The 21,852-nt window shown below is 35.2% G+C and carries 18 protein-coding genes, 1 tRNA gene and 1 riboswitch; of the genes, 4 read left to right on the top strand and 15 right to left on the bottom strand.

Annotated elements, in window-relative coordinates:
• Positions 1-112: 112 nt before the first annotated feature.
• From B2S90_RS09515 to B2S90_RS09465, 11 genes are all read right to left on the bottom strand, one after another.
• On the bottom strand, positions 113-586 hold the full coding sequence (locus B2S90_RS09515; protein ID WP_286696959.1) for a hypothetical protein: 474 nt from the start codon (positions 584-586) through the stop codon (positions 113-115).
• Positions 587-811: 225 nt separating this feature from the next.
• Positions 812-1,357 carry a TetR/AcrR family transcriptional regulator C-terminal domain-containing protein gene (locus B2S90_RS09510; protein WP_147556487.1) on the bottom strand — a complete coding sequence of 182 codons (546 nt, stop codon included), beginning with the start codon at positions 1,355-1,357 and terminating at the stop codon, positions 812-814.
• Between the two features lie 82 nt (positions 1,358-1,439).
• Entirely contained in the window at positions 1,440-2,819 is a 1,380-nt protein-coding gene (purB, locus tag B2S90_RS09505) for an adenylosuccinate lyase (RefSeq protein WP_147556488.1), read from the bottom strand.
• A gap of 3 nt (positions 2,820-2,822) precedes the next feature.
• On the bottom strand, positions 2,823-6,578 hold the full coding sequence (locus B2S90_RS09500; protein ID WP_278778949.1) for a phosphoribosylformylglycinamidine synthase: 3,756 nt from the start codon (positions 6,576-6,578) through the stop codon (positions 2,823-2,825).
• Positions 6,579-6,587: 9 nt separating this feature from the next.
• Positions 6,588-7,838, bottom strand: coding sequence for a phosphoribosylamine--glycine ligase (gene purD / locus B2S90_RS09495; protein ID WP_055233716.1), 1,251 nt, complete (start codon positions 7,836-7,838; stop codon positions 6,588-6,590).
• 11 nt (positions 7,839-7,849) lie between these two features.
• Positions 7,850-9,373, bottom strand: coding sequence for a bifunctional phosphoribosylaminoimidazolecarboxamide formyltransferase/IMP cyclohydrolase (gene purH / locus B2S90_RS09490; protein ID WP_055289588.1), 1,524 nt, complete (start codon positions 9,371-9,373; stop codon positions 7,850-7,852).
• Entirely contained in the window at positions 9,370-9,960 is a 591-nt protein-coding gene (purN, locus tag B2S90_RS09485; protein WP_055233717.1) for a phosphoribosylglycinamide formyltransferase, read from the bottom strand. Before purN ends, purH begins: the two co-directional genes overlap by 4 nt.
• Positions 9,954-10,979: a phosphoribosylformylglycinamidine cyclo-ligase gene (gene purM / locus B2S90_RS09480; RefSeq protein ID WP_055233718.1), complete on the bottom strand. Its 1,026-nt coding sequence runs from the start codon at positions 10,977-10,979 to the stop codon at positions 9,954-9,956. The genes purN and purM overlap by 7 nt, the downstream gene beginning before the upstream one ends.
• Before the next feature lie 21 nt (positions 10,980-11,000).
• Entirely contained in the window at positions 11,001-11,708 is a 708-nt protein-coding gene (gene purC / locus B2S90_RS09475) for a phosphoribosylaminoimidazolesuccinocarboxamide synthase (RefSeq protein ID WP_055233719.1), read from the bottom strand.
• A 15-nt stretch (positions 11,709-11,723) separates the two neighbouring features.
• On the bottom strand, positions 11,724-12,212 hold the full coding sequence (gene purE, locus B2S90_RS09470; RefSeq protein ID WP_006506993.1) for a 5-(carboxyamino)imidazole ribonucleotide mutase: 489 nt from the start codon (positions 12,210-12,212) through the stop codon (positions 11,724-11,726).
• Between the two features lie 79 nt (positions 12,213-12,291).
• Positions 12,292-13,962 (bottom strand): formate--tetrahydrofolate ligase, encoded by a 1,671-nt coding sequence (locus B2S90_RS09465; protein ID WP_278778957.1) that lies wholly within the window; start codon positions 13,960-13,962, stop codon positions 12,292-12,294.
• 114 nt (positions 13,963-14,076) lie between these two features.
• A riboswitch (ZMP/ZTP riboswitch) is annotated at positions 14,077-14,157 on the bottom strand.
• Between the two features lie 90 nt (positions 14,158-14,247).
• Here B2S90_RS09465 and B2S90_RS09460 point away from each other — a divergent pair.
• Positions 14,248-14,748, top strand: coding sequence for a flavin reductase (locus B2S90_RS09460; RefSeq protein ID WP_270397663.1), 501 nt, complete (start codon positions 14,248-14,250; stop codon positions 14,746-14,748).
• Between the two features lie 8 nt (positions 14,749-14,756).
• Here B2S90_RS09460 and B2S90_RS09455 read toward each other — a convergent pair whose 3' ends face one another.
• On the bottom strand, positions 14,757-15,206 hold the full coding sequence (locus B2S90_RS09455; RefSeq protein ID WP_286696958.1) for an NUDIX hydrolase: 450 nt from the start codon (positions 15,204-15,206) through the stop codon (positions 14,757-14,759).
• Positions 15,207-15,326: 120 nt separating this feature from the next.
• Here B2S90_RS09455 and pepV point away from each other — a divergent pair, with 120 nt between their 5' ends.
• The 3 genes from pepV to B2S90_RS09440 all read left to right on the top strand — a co-directional run bounded on the left by pepV (position 15,327) and on the right by B2S90_RS09440 (position 19,327).
• Positions 15,327-16,691 (top strand): dipeptidase PepV, encoded by a 1,365-nt coding sequence (gene pepV, locus B2S90_RS09450; RefSeq protein ID WP_278778959.1) that lies wholly within the window; start codon positions 15,327-15,329, stop codon positions 16,689-16,691.
• Positions 16,692-16,737: 46 nt separating this feature from the next.
• Positions 16,738-16,823: transfer RNA gene (locus B2S90_RS09445), tRNA-Leu, on the top strand.
• Positions 16,824-16,879: 56 nt separating this feature from the next.
• Entirely contained in the window at positions 16,880-19,327 is a 2,448-nt protein-coding gene (locus B2S90_RS09440) for an excinuclease ABC subunit UvrA (protein ID WP_286696957.1), read from the top strand.
• A 76-nt stretch (positions 19,328-19,403) separates the two neighbouring features.
• Here B2S90_RS09440 and B2S90_RS09435 read toward each other — a convergent pair whose 3' ends face one another.
• The 3 genes from B2S90_RS09435 to B2S90_RS09425 form a co-directional block, all read right to left on the bottom strand.
• On the bottom strand, positions 19,404-20,606 hold the full coding sequence (locus B2S90_RS09435) for an AAA family ATPase (RefSeq protein ID WP_286696956.1): 1,203 nt from the start codon (positions 20,604-20,606) through the stop codon (positions 19,404-19,406).
• Positions 20,607-20,650: 44 nt separating this feature from the next.
• Positions 20,651-21,034: an AAA family ATPase gene (locus tag B2S90_RS09430; protein WP_286696955.1), complete on the bottom strand. Its 384-nt coding sequence runs from the start codon at positions 21,032-21,034 to the stop codon at positions 20,651-20,653.
• A 74-nt stretch (positions 21,035-21,108) separates the two neighbouring features.
• A complete protein-coding gene (locus B2S90_RS09425; RefSeq protein ID WP_286696954.1) occupies positions 21,109-21,768 on the bottom strand; it encodes an EFR1 family ferrodoxin in 660 nt (219 codons plus the stop codon).
• Positions 21,769-21,852 lie beyond the last annotated feature (84 nt).

The raw sequence follows: 21,852 nt of genomic DNA, 5'->3' as shown, positions 1-21,852 counted from the left end.
GTAGTTGTAGTAGTTGTTGTTGTACCTTTATTTTCTGCAGGTTTTGCAGGAGTAGAAGGCTGAGCTGGTGTAGTAGGTGTTACAGTAATTTCTGGAGCCTTTACAGATGATTCTACATAAACTTAGTTTTATATTGACCATTCAATTCGAAATCAATGTCAAATTCAATTTTAGAATACTTTGTCCAATCTACTGCAATCTGATTTTTAACATCATCATCCCAAGGCCAAATTTTCGCATTCATTAATGCATCTTTAGTAAATTTAATCTTACCTTGTTCATTTACTTCTATTTTAGATTCAACGCCCATAGTTGGGGTTGCACCAGTTGCATCATAAACATACATTTCACCATCGGAAACTGTTCCACCTTTAGCATCTACTTCAAAGACAATATCACTATCACCTGTCCATTTAGGTGTAGTTAAAGTGATTTCTGGTTCATAAGCTACAGGTGTAGTTGTAGTTTCAGTTACAGCTGGAGTTTCTCCAGTTACTACTGCATCTTCTGCAAATACTGTTGTAGTAGATAATGCTGATACTGATAAAGCACAAGCGACTAACATAGTCATCAATTTCTTGTTCATAATCGTTTTCTCCTTATTTGATTTGTCCCAAAAAGAAGTCTTTTCACTTTTCTAATAATGCAAAAAAGGCATAGAATATCTATTAAGAATAAATAATCCATGTCGATACACTATAAGTTTGTCAAAAAAATCAGAGTCTCCCTTCATATGTATTTCTTCTATCCATCATAAGCGTAAAAAAGCATTATTTAGAGCGAATGTTGTATTATGCAAAAAAAAGAGATCTTATTTCAGATCTCGTAACAGTTCATCTAACTTTGGTGGTAATGCTTCTATCAGCATATCAGCTAATTCTTCAGGCTTCAGCTTATATCCTCCTGTTGCCCAGTCTACAGTCATAGTAATAGACCCATGACAATACATTTCCAATAAGAATTCAATATCTGATGGGATATTATTATCTAGCTTTCTCTTAATAATATTCTGATAGAAAGTGAGAATACAGTTATAATCATAGTTTTCTACATTATTATAATCTTTAGATTTAAATGCTTCTTTAAAGAATACTCTATCATTATAAATAAATTGAAACTTCTTAATAAGCCCTTCTCTTAATGTTTCACTATTCCCAATCTGCAAGAAAGACTTATCCGCCAATACTTCAAAATACCAGTTCACAAGATCATATTTATCGCGAAAATAACGATAAAATGTCTGTCTAGTCTTACCGCTCATTTCCACAATATCAGTCACTGTGATCTTATCAAGAGACTGATGATTCATCAATTCTTTGATGCATTCTGCAAATACATATCGTGTATCTCCCAACATTGTCACCACCTTTTGTTACATTATAACAAACCTATTTCCAAAAATAAAGAAGACAACCCCCATAGAGGTTGTCTCTTAATGATTAAAGTTCGATATCACAAAGTTCTGAAGCTAAACCAATGTATGAAGAAGGTGTCATATCTAATAAAGTCTGACGATCTTCATCACTTAACTGTTCTAGGCTCTTTGCGAATGCCTGGATATCTTCCTGAGAAATATTCTTACCACGAGTTAAGGCCTTAAGTGTATCATAAGCATCTGGTACACCATATTTTCTTAACATTGTCTGAATAGGTTCTGCAAGAACTTCCCATTTTTCATTTAAGTCTTTTGCAAGCTTTTCTTTATTTACAACACACTTAGCTAAGCCACCAGTTGTTTCAGAAATAGCCTGTAATGAATATCCGAAGCATAATCCTAAGTTACGCTGACTTGAAGAGTCTGATAAGTCTCTCTGCATTCTTGACTTAGGAAGCTTGTTAGATAATGCGACACATAGATTATTTGATAAATCAATGTTTGCTTCAGAGTTTTCAAAACGGATTGGGTTAACCTTATGAGGCATAGTTGAAGAACCAACTTCACCCTTAACAGGAATCTGTTTAAAGTATTCCATTGAGATATATAACCACATATCCACATCTAAATCAGCCAATATATTGTTGAAATGGCGGATACCATCTAAGATATGACAAGTATAGTCATGAGATTCAATCTGTGTAGTTAATGGATTGAATGTAAGTCCTAAATAGTCTTCTACGAATTCCTTATTTAATGTAGGCCAATCTTCATTAGGGAAGGCTGTTAAGATTGCACTGTAGTTACCAGTTGCCCCATTGAATTTTGCTTTAATCTTGATATTTTCAATGTTTTCAATACTAGAAAAGAAACGATAAGCATAGACTTTGAATTCTTTACCAATAGTTGTAGGTGTAGCAGGCTGTCCATGAGTATGTGCCAGCATTGCATCATCCTTATGATCTACTGCTAATTTATTAATCATTGAAGCAAATTCTTTAGCTGCAGGTAACCAAACATCCTTTAAGCCATGTTTAATCATACATGCATATGATGTATTATTGATATCTTCAGAAGTACATCCGATATGTACATAGCTTTCTAAATGTTCATAACCTAAAGCTTTGAGCTTCTCATCAATGAAATATTCTACTGCCTTAACATCATGTCTTGTAACAGATTCGATTTCTTTAATTCTCTTGAAAGAATCAAAGTTGAAATCCTTAGAAATCGCAAGAATATCATCTACCTTGTTAGGATCAACCTTGTCTAAAGTTTCTGTATGAAGGTGATCCAACTGGAACTTCAACCACTGGATTTCTACAAACACTCTATACTTAACAAGTGCATATTCACTGAAATAATCAGCTAACTGATCTTTAATCTTGCCATAACGTCCATCTAGAGGACAGAGTGTCATACTTTCAAATTCTAATTTATCCATTCGTTATTCTCCTTTAAAATACTTCACGCCGGCTTCAAATAACTTCTGATCCATTTCACCGTAGATGTTAAGGTCTCTGTTTTCACCCTGACGTTCAGAATGACCCATCTTACCTAGTATTCTACCATCTTCAGAAACGATACCTTCAATACCATACATAGAACCATTAGGGTTATATGGAGATTCCATAGTCACATTTCCATTTGGATCAACATACTGGAATGCTACCTGACCATTATCAATTAACTGATCAAGTACTTCCTGAGGTGCAACGAAACGTCCTTCACCATGAGAAATAGGGATAATATGTTCATCACCTAACTCTACATTAGCAAGCCATGGAGACTTCACGCTAGATACTCTTGTAGTCACCATCTGAGATAAGTGGCGTCCAATTGTATTGAATGTTAGAGTAGGATCATCTTTGCTCATATCCTTAATATGTCCATGAGGAAGTAAACCAAGTTTTACTAATGCCTGGAATCCATTACAGATACCAATCATTAAGCCTTCACGATTGTCTAATAAATCATCGATTGCAGCCTTTAATCTTGGGTTACGTAATACAGTTGCAATGAACTTACCTGAACCTTCAGGTTCATCACCAGCTGAGAAACCACCTGGTAGCATCACGATCTGTGCATTATGGATTGCTTCTTCTAATTCATCAACAGACTTCTTAATATCTTCTTCTGTCTTATTTCTAATAAGAACAAGCTGAACCTTTGCACCTGCTTTTTCAAATGCACGTTTAGAATCAAATTCACAGTTAGTTCCTGGGAATACAGGAATAACAACATTGACTTCATCATACTTCTTAGAAGCAAACATCTTGCCTCTTTCATTACAGTCACCAGTACGTACTTCTGTAGTAGGTGCTTTTGCTGTAGTAGGATATACAGATTCTAATGGTGCACAGTTGATTTCATATGCATCATCAAGTGTCACTTTCTCACCCTTATATGATACAGCCTTTTCTTCATTTGTAGAAGCAATAATACGAACATTTTCATATCCTGCAACAACTTCAGCGTTTTCTACTTCCACAACGATATGTCCAAAGTTCTTTTCAACTAAGTCATTAAGTGTTAAAGCATCATCAAATGCTACACCAATTTCATTACCAAATGCCATCTTATAAACAGCTTCAACTAAACCACCGTCTTTAACTGTATAAGCTGAATAAGCCTTACCAGACTGAATCAATGCTTCTACAGCATCAAACTGTTTTCTTAAAGCTTCAAAATCAAATACATGGAATTCATCCTTTGGAAGCATAAATTCTACTAATACATGTCCTGCTTCTTTTAATTCAGGAGTGATGACTTTGTGTACATCTCCACCAGTAATTGCGAATGATACTAAAGTTGGAGGAACATCTAAGTCTTCAAATGAACCTGACATAGAATCCTTACCACCAATTGAAGGTAATAATAATTCTTCCTGAGCACGATAAGCACCTAGTAATGCACTAAATGGTTTACCCCATCTCTTAGGATCATTTAATAACTTTTCAAAGAATTCCTGGAATGAGAAACGGATTGTATGCCATGTACCACCCATTGCGATGATCTTTGCGACAGATTCTACAACTGCATTGATTGCACCATGATATGGTGACCATTCAGAAATAAGTGGGCTATAACCATAACTCATTAATGAACATGTAGTTGTTTCTTTTCCTAATACTGGAATTAATGCAGCCATACCTTCAGTTTCTGTACGGTAAGTCTTACCACCAAATGGTGAAAGAACAGTACCATTACCGATAGAAGAGTCAAAACGTTCTACTAAGCCCTTCTGAGAAGCTGTAGATAAACGTGATAATACTTCTTTAGTTGTTTCAGTAAAGTTTTCTTTTGCTTCTGGATTGAATGGTGCCTTATCAAAATCAGGTAATTCTACATGGATATCCTGATAACGTTTAGCTCCTGCTTCATCTAGGAAGTCTCTAGAGATATCTACAATAGTATCTCCCATATATTTCATAGTTAAACGGTTCTTATCTGTAACTGTAGCCACCTGTACAACTTCAAGATTTTCATCATGAGCAGCCTTGATACAGAAGTCTTTATCACATTCATTGATGACAATAGCCATACGTTCCTGTGATTCACTAATTGCAAGTTCAGTACCATTTAAACCTTCATATTTCTTTAATACTGCATCTAAGTTAATATCAAGACCAGGTGCTAATTCACCAACTGCAACGCTGACACCTCCAGCACCAAAGTCATTACATCTTACAATCTTCTTAGAGAATTCTTTATTTCTAAATAATCTCTGAATCTTTCTTTCTTCAACTGGATTACCTTTCTGTACCTCAGCACCAGCAGTTTCAGTTGTCTTTAATTCATGTTTCTTAGAAGAACCAGTGGCACCACCAATACCATCACGACCAGTACGTCCACCAATTAATAAGACAATCTGTCCATTTTCAGGAATTAATCTCTTAACCTGTTCTTCTGGTGCAGCTGCAACTACAGCACCTAATTCCATTCTCTTAGCAACATAACCCTGATCATATACTTCATGTACAAAACCAGTCGTTAAACCAATCTGGTTACCATAAGAAGAGAAACCATGAGCTGCTTCTTCACAGATCTTTCTCTGTGGTAATTTACCAGGAAGTGTATCTTCTAATTTCTGACGTGGATCACCTGCACCAGTAATACGCATTGACTGGTAAACATAAGCACGACCTGATAATGGGTCACGAATTGCACCGCCTAAACATGTAGCGGCACCACCAAATGGTTCAATTTCAGTTGGATGGTTATGTGTTTCATTCTTAAACATTAATAACCAATCTTCATCACCATCAGTTGTATGAACCTTTAAACGAACTGAGCAGGCATTGATTTCTTCAGATACTTCCATATCATCCAAATAGCCACGCTTTCTAAGTTCTTTCATAGAAATAGTTGCAAGATCCATTAAAGTAAGTGGTCTCTTTGTATCTACACCATAAACAACATGACGGCTTGCTTTATATTTTTCTACATCTTTTTCTAAGATTTCTTTAAATGCACCATTTGCGATATCAATATCAGTAATAACTGTCGCAAATGTAGTATGACGACAATGGTCAGACCAGTAAGTATCTAATACTCTGATTTCAGTTTCTGTAGGATCTCTCTTTTCTATATCTCTGAAATAGTTCTGAGTCACTTTTAAGTCATCGAAGTTCATAGCAAGACTCATCTTTTCAAGTAATGCTTCAACTTCTTCATCAGTGAAACCAATAAATCCTTCAATAACTGGAACCTTCTTGATTTCAACAACAGCATCATTTAAATCTACTGGCTTTTCTAAAGACGCTTCTCTAGAATCAACAGGGTTAATTAAATAATGTTTAATTGCTGGTAATTCATCACTAGAAACACCTTCGATCACAATAAGCTTTGCACATTTAACCTTAACGCCTTTTTCACCAGTTAATAACTGGAAGCACTGTTCACAGGCATCAGCTCTAGCATCATACTGTCCTGGAAGATATTCAATCGCAAAACTTACAGCTCCTTCTGGAATTGCATATTCTTCACGATATACTTCATCTACCATTGGCTCAGAAAGAATAGTAGGAATACCTTCTTCTAATACTTCTTCAGTAATCCCCTGAAGATCATAACGGTTGACAACTGTTAAGTTAGAAATGTCAGTCAAACCAAGTCTTGTCATCAAATCATGTTTGATAGAGTCTGCTTCAACCGCATTTTCTTTTCTTTTTTCTACATAAACGCGATAAACTTTAGCCATGTTATCCTCCTAATGTAAGCCAATATCTTTACGCATATACATGCCATCAAAATGAATGTTTTCAATTGCATCATAGACTTTCTTTCTTGTTTCTTCAAGATCATGTCCTAATGCACAAACATTTAATACACGTCCACCATTTGTAACGATTTCATTGTTTTCATTACGTTTAGTACCTGCATGGAAGACAACAATACCTTCTGGAAGATGATCTAAACCAGTAATGACTTTACCCTTTTCGTAAGATCCAGGATAGCCTCCACTTGCAAGAACAACACATGTTGCCTGTTCATCTTTCCACTTAACATCTACATCTTTTAATGTATTTGTAGCACATCCATACATCACTTCATATAAATCACTTTCAAGTCTCATTAAGATAACCTGAGTTTCAGGATCACCAAAACGAACATTGAATTCTAATACCTTTACATCCTGATCCTTGATCATTAATCCAATAAAGACAACCCCACGATAATCCATATGATCTTCATGTAAGCCTTTCATGAATGGGTCAAGAATCTTTTCTTTGAAAGTCCCTTCCATACCTTCAGGTAAAAATGGGTTAGGTGATACAGTACCCATACCACCAGTATTTGGACCTTCATTATTATCATAAATCTGTTTATGATCTTTTGCAGATACCATAGGTACGATTGTATCATGGTCTACAAAGCATAATAGAGAACATTCAAAACCAGTTAAGAATTCTTCTAAAACAACCTTTTTACCAGCATCACCAAAAGCACTGCCATCAAGCATCACTTTAAGTTCTTCTTTAGCCTGTTCTTTTGTTTCACAGATTACTACGCCCTTACCTGCTGCAAGACCATCAGCCTTAACAACAACAGGAAGATCAAAAGCATCTAATGCTTTAACAGCTGATTCATAATCAGTCACTTCTTCATACTTTGCAGTAGGAATATTGTGCTTTTTCATGAAATCCTTAGAGAAGGCTTTAGAACCTTCAAGAATAGCTGATTCTTTTCTAGGACCAAATACTTTGTGTCCTCTTTCTTCTAAATAGTCAGCAAGTCCCATACATAATGGTACTTCAGGACCAATAACAGTTAAATCAATACCCTTTTCTTCAACAGTCTTTAAGATAAAAGGCATATCTTCTACACTACCTGGAATACATACAGCATCCATACCAGGATTACCAGGAATAGCATATAATTCAGTAACATGTTTACTCTGTTTTAATTTCCAGGCAATTGCATGTTCTCTTCCACCACTACCAATAACAAGAACCTTCATATGACGCCTCCTTAGTGTCTAAAATGTCTATAACCATTGAATACCATTGTCATATCATGTTCATCACAATAGTCAATAGATTCCTGATCACGAACTGATCCACCAGGCTGTACAATAGCCTTAATACCTGCTTCATCAGCCACCTGTGCACAATCACTAAATGGGAAGAAAGCATCACTTGCTAATACAGCACCATGGAAATCCTTATCAGGATTATTATGAATTGCATTTTCTAATGCCCAGATACGTGAAGTCTGTCCTCCACCAACAGCTAAAGTACATCCGTTTTTCACTAGTACGATTGCATTAGACTTAACATATTTAACAACCTTTAAACCAAATTCCATATCAGATAATTCAGCTTCTGTTGGCTGCTTTTTAGTCACTACTTTCATTTCATCAATAAGCTTAGTATTTAATTCCTGAACAAGTGCTTTACCTTCAAGATACTTAATATCATACTTAGCATCACGTGCATCAAGATTCTTAAGCTTTAATAAACGTAAGTTCTTCTTCTTTTCTAATACTTCTAAAGCATCATCATCAAAATCAGGTGCTGCAATGATTTCTAAGAAAGTCTTCTTCATTTCTAAAGCAGTTTCCTTATCAATCTTATAGTTTACAGCGATGATTCCACCAAAGATAGAAGTTGGATCACCTTCATAAGCACGCTTATAAGATTCATAACCAGTCTTACCAATAGCAACTCCACAAGGTGTTGAATGCTTAATTGCAACAGTCACTAACTGATCACCAAATTCTCTTACGCAGGCAACTGCACCATATAAGTCATTCACGTTATTGAAAGAAATTTCTTTACCATGTAACTGTTCATAATCTAATAAAGAATGCTGAACATATGGATCAACGTAGGCATTTGCACTCTGCTGAGAGTTTTCACCATAACGTAAATGATCTGTCTTCTTTAATGAAATATTTAAGATATCAGGGAATTCATCATGTACCTGATCAGCGAAATAACGAGAAATCATTGCATCATAGCTTCCTGTTAAGCTATAAGCCTTATAAGCAAGATTCATTCTGAATTCAAAATCAGTCTTATCTTCTCTAATAGCTTCTAATACAGCATCATAATCTTTTGGATCAGTAACAATCAATACATCCTTGAAGTTCTTAGCAGCAGAACGGATCATTGAAGGTCCACCGATATCAATATTTTCAATCATTTCAGCCATTGGCTTACCAGCCTTAAGCGCTTTTTCAAACTCATAGAGATTACAACAAACAAGATCAATAGGTGTAATACCCATTTCTTCTACAGTCTTGACATGTTCTTCTACATCTCTTCTAAATAGAATACCACCATGTACTTTTGGATGAAGTGTCTTAACTCTTCCATCAAGAATTTCAGGGAAACCTGTCACATCATCGATTTCAATAGCTTTTACACCTGCTTCTAATAGTTTCTTATATGTTCCACCAGTAGAAACAACTTCAAATCCTAATTCTTCAAGACCTTTCGCAAATTCAACAATACCTTCTTTATTTGTAACTGATACTAACGCTCTTTTCAACTGATCTTCACCCTTTCATTTTCTACAGAAACACGTCCTTCACAATATAAAGCAACAGCTTCTGGTAAGATTTCATGTTCGATTTCTAAGACACGTGCCTGAATATCTTCAGGAGTCTCTAAATCTGAAATATCAACCGCTCTTTGTAAGATGATTGGCCCACCATCCACTTCTCCAGTAACGAAATGAACAGTTGCACCTGATACCTTCACACCTCTTTTAAACACCGCTTCATGGACATGCATTCCATAGAATCCAGGACCACAGAAAGATGGAATAAGTGAGGGATGAATATTAATAATACGATTCTTATATTGTTCAATCAGCTTATCTCCAACAATAGCAAGATAACCTGCTAATACAACAACATCAATCTTTTCTTCTTCAAATCTCTTTAAGATCACATCTTCATCCTTGATCCATTCTGCCTGAATACCATGAAGACGGGCTCTTTCTAAACCGTAAGCCTTCTTACGGTTAGAAATAACCAGACGGATCTGTCCATTGATTTTTCCGGCTTCACACGCATCGATGATGGACTGAAGATCAGTTCCACCACCAGATACGCATACAGCTATGTTTAGCATAATTCTGCTCCCTTTTCACCTTCAGCAATATAACCTACTTCATAGCTTTCATAGCCAGCAGCGTTAATTGCTTCGATAGTCTTTTCAACATCTGCAGGATCAACAGCAAGAACCATACCTAATCCCATATTGAATGTGTTGTACATCATCTTTTCTTCAACGTTTCCTGCTTTTGCAATTAAGCCAAAGATAGGAGGTACTTTATAGCTGTCCTTCTTAACAACAGCCTTTACACCATCAGGTAACATTCTAGGAAGGTTTTCATAGAATCCTCCACCAGTAATATGGCTGCATCCCTTAACCTTGATACCAGCATTCTTTACGCTCTTTAATGCTTTTACATAAATCTTAGTAGGGGCAATTAATGCTTCACCTAAAGTAGTACCTAATTCATCATAATAAGTATCTAAAGATTCCTTAGTCATTTCAAATACGCTACGTACTAAAGAGAATCCATTACTATGTACACCAGTAGATGCAATACCAATTAAAGCATCACCAGGCTTGATTGTGGAACCATCAATAATATCTTTCTTATCTACAACACCTACTGCAAAACCAGCTAAATCATAATCATCAATAGGCATTAACCCTGGATGTTCTGCAGTTTCACCACCAACAAGGGCACATTCAGACTGAATACATCCTTCAGCAACACCCTTAACGATAGTCGCAATCTTTTCAGGATAATTCTTACCACATGCAATGTAATCAAGGAAGAATAGAGGTTCTCCACCTGAACAAGCAATATCATTCACACACATTGCGACTGCATCAATACCAATTGTATCGTGTTTATCCATTACAAAAGCAAGTTTTACCTTTGTACCACAGCCATCAGTACCAGATAAAAGAACTGGTTCTTCCATATCCTTGATCTTGCTTAAATCAAAAGCACCAGCAAAACCACCAATACCACCAAGTACTTCTGGTCTCATAGTCGCTTTAACATGCTTCTTCATTAATTCTACTGACTTATAACCTGCTTCAATGTCTACTCCAGCTTTTTTATAATCCATGTTTCTTCATCCTTTTATCTATTATTTTTCCATTCTTGCAAGAACTGCTTTATAAGTTTCAATTAAATCTCCGATATCCTGTCTGAATACGTCTTTGTCATACTTCTTGTTAGTATCTACATCCCATAAACGGCAAGAATCTGGTGAGATTTCATCAGCTAATACGATTTCGCCTTCTTTAGTCTTACCAAATTCGATTTTGAAATCTACAAGCTTTAAGTTTAATTTTAAGAAGAAAGCCTTAAGTAATTCGTTGATCTTTAATGTTTCAGATTTGATAGTGTTATATTCATCTCTAGTGCAAAGACCTAAAGCAACAGCATGGTCTTCATTGATTAATGGATCACCATATTCATCATTCTTATAACTAATTTCAAAAATTGGTTCTGCTAAAACAACACCTTCCTTAGCACCAAGTCTCTTACAGAAAGAACCTGTTGTAATATTACGCACAATAACTTCTAGTGGGAAGATTTCTACTTTCTTAACTAAATCATCAGTATCATTTAACTTTTCAATCATATGAGTCTTGATACCAGCTTCTTCTAACATATCAAAGATAATACCTGAAATAGTGTGGTTTAATACACCCTTACCAGCAAACTGATCATGTTTTACACCATTACCTGCAGTTGCATCATCTTTATAATGCATTAAGATAACATCTTCATTATCAGTTGCAAAAATTTCCTTAGCTTTTCCTTCGTATATTAATTCTTTCTTTTCCATTGTTGTTTTCTCCTCTTATCTGTATTTTTCTGAAATTTCGTTATTTGTATCTAAGCAGGCTTTTTCCATAGCCTGACGGTTGTTCTTTAATTTTTCACTTAATTCTGGATATTTGATTGCCATGATTTCAAGTGCTAACCAAGCAGCATTCTTAGCACCATCAATTGCAACTGTTGCAACTGGGATACCAGAAGGCATCTGGACAATTGATAATAAGGCATCCATTCCATCTAAACTTGCACCTTTAATTGGAATACCAATAACTGGTAACACTGTCATAGAAGCAACGACACCAGGTAAGGCAGCAGCCATACCCGCAGCTGTTAAAATAACATCTGTTCCATTGTTGTTGCATTCTTCTACAAATTCACTCAATGCACGATGTGCACGGTGTGCAGATAAAGCACGTACTTCAACATCTACGCCATATTCTTTTAATATAGCAATTCCTTTTTCTACCTTTGCTTCATCAGAGGCAGAACCCATAATTACTGCAGCTTTCATTTCAGTCCTCCATTATTTTCATTATGACTTTCATGATCTAGGTGCTCAGAGGCCTTTCACCTAAACTTGACCTCAATTATTAGAATAAACCAGTAATCTTACCTTCTTCATCAATGTCCATATTATCAGCAGCTGGTACTTTTGGTAAACCTGGCATACGCATAATATTTCCAGAAATAGCAACTAAGAATCCAGAACCAGTATTTGGAATCAAATCATTGATTGTTACCTTGAATCCTTCAGGACGTCCAAGTAAAGTCGCATCATCTGATAAAGAATACTGAGTTTTCGCAATACAGATTGGTAAATCACCTAAGCCCTGAGCAGTGAACTTCTTGATCTTGTTAGCTGCCTTCTTAGTGAAGACAACATCATCTGCACCATAGATTTCTTTGGCGATTGTCTTGATCTTTTCATCAATAGGCATATCTAATGAATAGATAGGTGCATAATGAGATTCTTCTGTATCAAGAATATTTAATAGCTTGTTAGCAAGATCAATGCCTCCTTCGCCACCCTTAGCCCATACTTCAGAAATAGATACTTCAACATTTAATTCCTTACACATATCATCTAATAGCTTTAATTCAGCTTCTGTATCTGTAGGGAAAGCGTTAATAGCGACGATACAAGGTAAACCAAACTTCTTGATGTTTTCAATATGTTTAGTTAAGTTACCAATACCCTTCTTTAATGCTTCAAGGTTTTCAGTACCTAATTCTTTCTTATTGACACCACCATGCATCTTTAATGCACGAACAGTCGCAACAATGACAACTGCATCTGGATTTAATCCAGCCTGACGACACTTGATATCTAAGAACTTTTCAGCACCTAAATCAGCCCCAAATCCTGCTTCAGTAATGGCATAATCGCCAAGTTTCATAGCAAGCTTTGTAGCCATAACTGAGTTACATCCATGAGCGATATTGGCGAATGGACCACCATGTACAAATACTGGAGTATGATCTAAAGTCTGAACAAGGTTTGGCTTGATAGCATCCTTTAATAATAAAGTTACAGCACCAGTTGCATGAATATCATCAACAGTGACTGGTTCACCATCATAATTATAAGCAACAATCATTCTTGCAGCTCTTGCTTTTAAATCTTCAAGAGAAGTAGATAAACATAAGATACCCATCACTTCACTTGCAACACTAATATCAAAACCATCTTCACGAGGAACACCATTTGGTTTACCGCCTAAACCAACAACAATATGTCTTAAAGCACGATCGTTTAAGTCAACAACTCTCTTCCATACAACCTGTCTAGTATCAATATTCAAAGGGTTACCCTGCTGAATAGAGTTATCAAGCATTGCCGCAATCAAGTTATTTGCTGAAGTGATGGCATGAATATCACCTGTAAAATGAAGGTTGATATCTTCCATAGGAACAACCTGGGCATATCCTCCACCAGCTGCACCACCTTTAATACCAAAGCAAGGACCTAAACTTGGTTCACGCATTGCAACGATAGACTTCTTACCTAACTGATGTAATGCCTGTGATAAACCAATCATTGTAGTTGTCTTACCCTCACCTGCAGGTGTTGGGTTAATTGCAGTCACAAGGATTAATTTACCATCTGGATTATTTTCAACTTTCTTAATAGTTTCTAAAGAGATTTTTGCTTTATATTTACCATATAATTCTAAATCATCTTCAGTCAGTCCAATCTTTTCAGCCACATTTTTAATTGGCTCCATGACTGTACTCTGTGCAATTTCTACGTCTGTTAACATTTTTTTGTTTTTCCTCTCTTTCAGGTTATTTTCTTTCAAAACAATTATATACTAATCCAGTACCTGCATGCTTCCATTTTTTCAAAAAAACAAAAAAAGAGCCTACTAAGTCCAGGACGTTGCCCAGACGGTCGGCTCTTCAAGAAATTATACTCCATGTGGTTAATTCCACTTCCGTCAGTCGTATAATACAGTTGTAGTGTATCAAATAACCTATTGTTTGACAAGCACAAATTTGATTAAATAGTGGCATAAGTTTATAATATAAAAACGGAGGTAATGACTATGTTTAAAGAAGTAGATGTAAATACATTTGATTTAAAAATATTCAATAAATTGAATAAGGAATGGGCACTACTTAGTGCAGGTAATAAAGACGCATTTAATACTATGACTATTTCATGGGGCGAGATGGGTACATTATGGAATAAGCCAGTGATGACTTGTTTTGTAAGACCACAGCGTTATACAAAGGAATTTATAGATTCTAATGATAAGATGACTCTTTCATTCTTTAATGGAGAACATATGAAAGATTTAACAGTATTAGGTAGAGAATCTGGACGTGATGGAGATAAGATTGCGAAGACTGATTTAACACCTACATTTATTGAAGGTCTTCCTACATTTGAAGAAGCAGACATTGTCGTTGTGGGAAAGAAACTCTATGAAGATACAATCAAGCCTGAATGTTTCTTAGATGAAACACTTGTGGATAAGAATTACCCTAATAAAGATTTCCATACAATGTATATCTGTGAAGTTGAAAAGATCTATATGAAATAAGAGAAGCGTTAGTTCGCTTCTCTTTTTAGTTCATTGTATTCTCTTATCTGGTTATATTCTTCGATTGTTTTCTTAATATCATTAAAGATATGTGAGTCAAGTGTCTTCTCTAATTCACCTTCATCCACAAACTTATAATCTGTATGTTCAAATGAAATCTTAACTTGATCATTTGTAGGAATACACAAGAAACCAATACCCACTGTCTGATAATGTGGTCTAATAGCCGTAAATGTATAAACTGGCTTAATGATTTCAATATCTAGCCCTGTTTCTTCCTTTAATTCTCTAACAAGCGCCTGGTGAGGATCTTCCCCGTATTCTAATCCCCCACCTGGTAATTCCCAATAACCAAGTCCATCTGATGAAGGTCTAACACGTTTTAAGATTAATGTCTTGCCTTCATAAATCACAATACCTTTGACTGTAATATGAAATTGTATGTCCTTATTCTCCATATTCTTTTGCCCCCTTTTTACTATATTAGCACAACTCTTGAATGAACGTTACAAAAAGGTGCAGTATGTGTGTTTCAAATAATTCAAAAATTGTATATAATAGTCACTGAGGTGAATAAAATGATTGATTTTAAAGAAGAAGTATTAAAGCATAAAGAAGAAATGCTGAAAGATTTAAAGGACTTATGTCTAATTCCTTCAACTCTTGATGAATCTACTGCGAAAGAAAATCAGCCATTTGGTGAAAACAACCGTAAAGCGCTTGATTTAATGCTTTCTATCGGTCAAAGAGATGGATTTGTTACTGATGATTGTGATGGATATGCTGGTTCTATTGATATTGGTGAAGGAGAAGAATGTTTTGGTATTCTTGGACACTTAGATGTTGTGCCTACTGAAGGTCAGGAATGGGATTATCCAGAATATGATATGACTCTTGATGGAGATACACTCTATGGTCGTGGTGTGGCTGATGATAAGGGGCCTTTAATTGCTGCTTATTATGCTGCTAAGATTGTTAATGAACTTGATTTTGAAAAGAAGATGAAGGTTCGTATCATTTTTGGATGTAATGAAGAAAATGGTTCTCGCTGTATGCATTACTATTTCCAGCATCGTCCATATCCAAAGATGGGATTTACTCCAGATGCTGATTTCCCTGTTGTATATGGTGAAAAAGGTAACTGTCATTTCATCATCAAGGGTAAAACAGATGATGATAAGGTAATCTCTATTCATTCAGGACGTGTAGTGAATATCGTACCAGATCAGGCTAAAGCTGTATTAAAGGGTACTGACTATGAAGAATCATATAATGCATTCTTAAAAGAAAATAACTTCAAGGGTTCTTTAGAAGTTGTAGATGGTAACACACACTTATTCTTAAAAGGTAAGAGTGCCCATGCATCTCAGCCTCAGTTAGGTAATAATGCCGCAAGTAACTTATGTCATTATATTGCAAGTGTAACTGATAATAGCTACGCAAAATTCGTTGATGAATATTTATACAATGATTATTTAGGCGAAAAGTTCAATGTCGCATTTACTGGTGAAATGGGTGCTTTAACTGTTAACCTAGGTATCTTAGATTATGAAAATAATGAAGGTTCATTAACTCTTGATTTACGTCTTCCTCATGATTCAGACAATGATGAACTTGTTAAGAATGTAGATGAAGCTGTTAATAAGTATGGCTTGAGTGAAGAACATGATATTGGTCCTGCATTATATGTAGATCCTAATAGTGAATTAGTTCAGAAGCTTCATGAATCATATGTACAGTTCACAAATGATCATGAACATGGTCCTCAGACTATCGGTGGTGGAACTTATGCAAAAGAAATGCCTAACTGTGTTGCTTTTGGTTGTGAATTCCCTGGTAAAAACCATCATATGCATGAAGAAAATGAATTAATTTCATTAGATGATTTATTAACTGCAGCTGCTATCTACGCTCAGTCTCTCTATAATCTTCTTAAAAAATAGTTGAATTCTATGTGCAACTCAAGTATAATTTTAGTTGCACAAAGTTGCGGCCGTGGTGGAATGGTAGACACGCAAGTTTGAGGGACTTGTGGACGTACGTCTGTGTGAGTTCAAATCTCATCGGCCGCACCATTAATTAAGATGAACTAGCTAGAGATAGCTAGTTTTTTTGTTTAGGAGGATTTTGTATGATTGATCATATGGAAATAAGAGGCGCAAAGGTACATAACTTAAAAAATATTGACGTTGATATTCCTCTAAATAAGATTGTAGCTATTTCTGGTGTATCAGGAAGTGGCAAGTCTTCTTTAGCATTAAGAGTCATTTATGCTGAAGGTTCTAGAAGATATCTAGAAGCATTATCTACTTATACAAGAAGACGAATCTCTCAAGGAGAAAAAGCCAAAGTAGATTCTATTAGATATGTTCCTAGTACTCTAGCATTACATCAAAGACCTAATATACCAGGCATTCGTTCTACTTTTGGAACACAGACAGAATTATTGAATTCTATTCGCTTATTATTTTCACGTTGTGGAGATTATTTATGTCCTAACGGACATAGAGTACCTGCGAGTATAAATGTAGCGAGAGGTGAAATGATTGAGTGTCCAATCTGCCACGAAAGATTTAATGGATTAAGTGCTCAGGAGTATGCCTTTAATTCACAAGGCGCATGTCCTGATTGTCAGGGCACTGGTATTGTACAGACAATTAATATTGATTCTTTGATTCCTGATCCTCATCTAACTATTGATGAAGGGGCTGTGGCGCCATGGAATACACTCATGTGGTCATTAATGAAAGATGTCTGTCGTGCGATGGGTGTGCGTACTGATGTTCCTTTTGAAGAATTAACAGAAGAAGAGAAGCATATTGTATATGATGGACCAATGGTTAAAAAACATATTTTCTATCGTCCTAAGAATAAAGAGAGCGTGGAAGCAGGAGAATTAGATTTTACTTACTATAGTGCCAAAGCGACTGTCTTGAACGCATTAAAGAAGGTCAAGAATGAAAAGAATATGAAGCGTGTCAGTAAATTCCTTAAGGAAGAGACATGCCCGACTTGTCATGGCTCTCGTATTAATACACGTGCGAATTCTACATTTCTAGGTGGTAAGACTTTAACTGAAGTATGTGCGATGAGTTTAAAGGATTTAGCTGTATGGCTTCCACAGGTAATCAATACCCTTAATGATGATGTGAAAGAAATAGGTTCTAGTATTCTTGAAGAATTCATGATTAATGCGCATGCATTGCTGTCTTTAGGTCTCGGTTATTTGACTCTTGATCGTGCTTCTTCTACATTATCAACAGGAGAACTACAAAGAGTACAGCTTGCGCGTACTGTAAAAAACAGAACAACAGGTGTTCTTTATGTTCTTGATGAACCTTCTATTGGACTACATCCTGCCAATGTAGATGGCTTGATTGCGATTATGAAAGAGTTGATTAAGGATGGGAACTCTATTGTTTTGGTCGATCATGATACAAGAATTCTTAAAGAAGCAGATTATATGATTGAAATAGGGCCTGAAGCAGGTAAAAATGGTGGTTCTATAATCAGTCAAGGTACTATTGATGAAATCATTCAGGATAAGAATTCTATCATTGGACCTTATCTCAATGATTTACATCAAACTCTTGTAAGAAATAAGAAAGAGATTTTTAATGAGGGCTTTTTAAGACTTAATACAGATACAATACATACTGTCAAACCACTGGATATTTCTATTCCTAAAGGAGTTCTTACTACAATTACTGGTATGTCTGGAAGTGGTAAGACAACATTGATTCTTGAATCGTTATATCCTGCCATAAAGGCTTCATTAAATCACGAAAGACTTCCTCAACATGTAAAAGAATTGGATGCATCATGGGTCAATAAGATTAATTTGATCGATGCGTCCCCTATTGGAAATAATGTCAGAAGTACTGTCGCAACTTATTCTGGTGTATTTGATCATTTAAGAAGATTGTATGGAAGATTAAGTGATCAATATAGTGCAGGTGATTTTTCTTATAATACAGGTAAGTTAAGATGTCCTGTATGTGAAGGTACTGGTACTATTTCTATGGATATACAGTTTCTTCCAGATATAAAAATGACTTGTGAACATTGTGATGGAACACGTTACAGCAATGATGTGGATTCTATAATGTACCATGGTTATTCTATTAAAGATGTAATGTCTCTTACTATCTTAGAAGCGTTAGATGTATTTAAAGACATTAAGAAGATTAAAGAGAAACTACAGGTTCTAGTGGATTTAGGAATTGGTTATTTGACTCTTGGTGAAGCAACACCTGCCTTATCTGGTGGAGAAGCACAAAGATTAAAACTGGCATCAGAAATAGGAAAAGTACAAGATGGAAGCATCTTTATCTTTGATGAACCTTCTATTGGATTACATCCATTAGATGTAGAAACACTACTTCGTGTATTTGATACATTAATTAATCAAAAAGCGACTATTATTATGATTGAACATGACTTAGATGTTATTAGAAATTCTGATTATATTATTGATATGGGACCTGAGGGCGGTCAACTTGGTGGAGAGATTATTGCGATGGGAACTGTCGAAGAAATTAAGCAGAATAAGAATAGTAAAATTGGAAAATACTTATGAAAGGCAGTAACGAATACTTGAGCGTTACAGTTCTTTTTCATAGAAAAAAGAATATCAGAAATAATATCCGATATTCCTATTGCCATTCAATTTCTACATTTTTCTGATACTGTGCTAGTCCTATGCGAATCACTGTTCCACTTAATTCACTATCATATCTTCTACTGTTAATTTGATCTATTGCTGATTTTGCGAGTTGTTTCAAATCAACTGAACTATCATTTGTATACTTAAATTCTAGAATATATGATATTTGATTTTTCTTGGATTTTAGTATGATATCACATCTTCCCTTTCCTACTTCTCGATTACTGATTACTTCATACTCACTAGAAAGCCAGGCACACATTCCAAGCAGCATCATATGATAACTATTTTCATCTTTTAAATCATGATAAGAAGGTAATGTGAGTAGAATCTTTCGATATCTATCTTCAAAATCTTCTTTTTTGCAACGCTTTAATGAATTGAATAGTACTGTCAGATCTGTTTCAGTCGCTTTCAAATGATAGGCTGTAAGTTTTCTAAACTCTAATTGAACTTCTTGATTAGGAATTTTTATGATATACAGGCTATCTTGAATAGATATTGTTTTGTGTAATGTTAGATATCCAGCATTAACCAAAAGACCCCACAAGTTTTCTGTATTGTTTACTTCAAAAAAGCTCGTATCCATTTTTACAGTGGTTTCGAGTTCACCATTTCGAATAAGCTCCTCATAGCCTCTCTCAAAAGCTTCATCACTGTAAGATATTGCTTTTTTAATCATTGTATTACTGCTCGTATTCACCCAATAAGGCTCTAATACTTTTCTAGAAGCATAATTCAAGATAGACCATGGATTATAGATATCATGTTCTCCAAAATGATATCCATCATACATAGATTTCACTTCATCATTGAGTGATAAATCATAATATTCTAATGTTTGTTTCGTTTCTTCTTCTGTAAAGCCAAAGTATTGAGAATATTCTGGATCTTTTACTGTACATACAACCAGATTATTCAAATCGCTGAAGATGTTCTCTTTCCCAACTCTTTGAATACCAGTCATCATTGCATAATGTAGACTCGTAGATGTCTTTAATGCATTATGAAGCAAAGAAGATAATCCCCCTCGCAACTCTTCATAATATCCTCCAACATGAGCTTCAATAAAAGGTGTGTCATATTCATCTATGAATACCATTACTTTTTTGTGGTAGTATTTCTCTAATCGTTCCATCAAAAAAGAAAGTGCATCGATAATATTATCTAGAAGTCCATCATTTTTTGTCATTAACCCTTGTACAAGAGATTCATACTCGTTTTGTTCAAATACAGTCATTTTTTGTTCAAATACATGAGCATATCGACATATTCTTTACGCAGTTGTAATTTAATTTCCTTTACAACATTCCATTTATCATTCTTCGCATTCGCAAACGAAATGAAGATTGTAGGATATTGATTCATTTCTGATATATACTCTGTTTCAACAATTTTTGTATCTTTGAATATTTCTTTAGAATCTTTAGTAATATCAAAGAATGAAGACATCATTGACATATTGATTGTTTTTCCAAACCTTCTAGGTCGAGTAATAAGAGTGACAGTACTTTTTCTCATTAAAAAATCATAAATCATCATACTTTTATCGATAAAAAAATAATTCTGATTCTTTAAGGTTTCATAATCTACTACTCCTAAAGGTATAGCTTTTCTCATATGGACACTCCTTTCTTTTCTACTATGATAACATGACTATCTAGTTGAATAAGCGATAAACTATCAAGTTGTACCTAGTCAATATAATATCTATTCTTTCCCCTGCTTTTCTTTCCATATTCTATCGCCTTTTTAGGACATTTCGCAATACATGCCATACAATGTGTACATTCCTTACCCCATACAGGACGGTGATCCTTTATTTGTATATTTTCTAACGGACATAATTTCTCACATAATCCACATCCAATACATTCATCCGTACTATAGAAAGCATCTGCTTTCACAAAAAGTGGATAGAAAACTGTATTCACAATAGAAGATTGGAACTTGTCTTTCAATTGTAATGACATATTAGGAAAAGGTAAATGCTGATGGATATAGGAAACTGCTTGTTTAACAACAGGATTTGCCTGTTTAATAATCTTTTTGGCTTCATCATCTTCTGGTGTATTAAACATTGCGAGATAGTTTTCTGGCATAATGATTTCCATTGTACCTCTATAGTTGAACCCCTTCTTCTCACATAGTTTTCTATTATAATAACCTGCATTGCCTATATTTCCCCCACAATCCATCACAAAATAGACTTCTTCAACATCCTTAAAAGCTGTCAAACGAATCCATTCTTCGACAATACGAGGTATTCTCCAGGCATAAGTAGGTACGACAAATACCAATGTTCCTTGGATATTCTGTAAGCTATGGTCATTATTTCTAATAAGTGTATTCATAAATAAATCCTTTTGTTTGTCATAGGCGGAAACCAACTGCCTTTAGGCGGTGAGAGGAGCCTCGTAAATCGTTATTTATTATCC

Source organism: Catenibacterium sp. UBA627, from assembly GCF_002299355.1.
Taxonomy (GTDB): Bacteria; Bacillota_I; Bacilli_A; order Erysipelotrichales; family Coprobacillaceae; genus Catenibacterium; species Catenibacterium mitsuoka.
The sequence above is the reverse complement of the archived record's forward strand: the minus strand, read 5'-3'. Positions and strand labels throughout refer to the sequence as shown.

Excerpts from the sequence above, each read along its gene's own strand:
- B2S90_RS09515 (WP_286696959.1), bottom strand. The coding sequence starts at position 586 with ATGAACAAGAAATTGATGACTATGTTAGTCGCTTGTGCTTTATCAGTA.
- B2S90_RS09510 (WP_147556487.1), bottom strand. The coding sequence starts at position 1,357 with ATGTTGGGAGATACACGATATGTATTTGCAGAATGCATCAAAGAATTG.
- purB (WP_147556488.1), bottom strand. The coding sequence starts at position 2,819 with ATGGATAAATTAGAATTTGAAAGTATGACACTCTGTCCTCTAGATGGA.
- B2S90_RS09500 (WP_278778949.1), bottom strand. The coding sequence starts at position 6,578 with ATGGCTAAAGTTTATCGCGTTTATGTAGAAAAAAGAAAAGAAAATGCG.
- purD (WP_055233716.1), bottom strand. The coding sequence starts at position 7,838 with ATGAAGGTTCTTGTTATTGGTAGTGGTGGAAGAGAACATGCAATTGCC.
- purN (WP_055233717.1), bottom strand. The coding sequence starts at position 9,960 with ATGCTAAACATAGCTGTATGCGTATCTGGTGGTGGAACTGATCTTCAG.
- purM (WP_055233718.1), bottom strand. The coding sequence starts at position 10,979 with ATGGATTATAAAAAAGCTGGAGTAGACATTGAAGCAGGTTATAAGTCA.
- purC (WP_055233719.1), bottom strand. The coding sequence starts at position 11,708 with ATGGAAAAGAAAGAATTAATATACGAAGGAAAAGCTAAGGAAATTTTT.
- purE (WP_006506993.1), bottom strand. The coding sequence starts at position 12,212 with ATGAAAGCTGCAGTAATTATGGGTTCTGCCTCTGATGAAGCAAAGGTA.
- B2S90_RS09465 (WP_278778957.1), bottom strand. The coding sequence starts at position 13,962 with ATGTTAACAGACGTAGAAATTGCACAGAGTACAGTCATGGAGCCAATT.
- B2S90_RS09460 (WP_270397663.1), top strand. The coding sequence starts at position 14,248 with ATGTTTAAAGAAGTAGATGTAAATACATTTGATTTAAAAATATTCAAT.
- B2S90_RS09455 (WP_286696958.1), bottom strand. The coding sequence starts at position 15,206 with ATGGAGAATAAGGACATACAATTTCATATTACAGTCAAAGGTATTGTG.
- pepV (WP_278778959.1), top strand. The coding sequence starts at position 15,327 with ATGATTGATTTTAAAGAAGAAGTATTAAAGCATAAAGAAGAAATGCTG.
- B2S90_RS09440 (WP_286696957.1), top strand. The coding sequence starts at position 16,880 with ATGATTGATCATATGGAAATAAGAGGCGCAAAGGTACATAACTTAAAA.
- B2S90_RS09435 (WP_286696956.1), bottom strand. The coding sequence starts at position 20,606 with ATGACAAAAAATGATGGACTTCTAGATAATATTATCGATGCACTTTCT.
- B2S90_RS09430 (WP_286696955.1), bottom strand. The coding sequence starts at position 21,034 with ATGAGAAAAGCTATACCTTTAGGAGTAGTAGATTATGAAACCTTAAAG.
- B2S90_RS09425 (WP_286696954.1), bottom strand. The coding sequence starts at position 21,768 with ATGAATACACTTATTAGAAATAATGACCATAGCTTACAGAATATCCAA.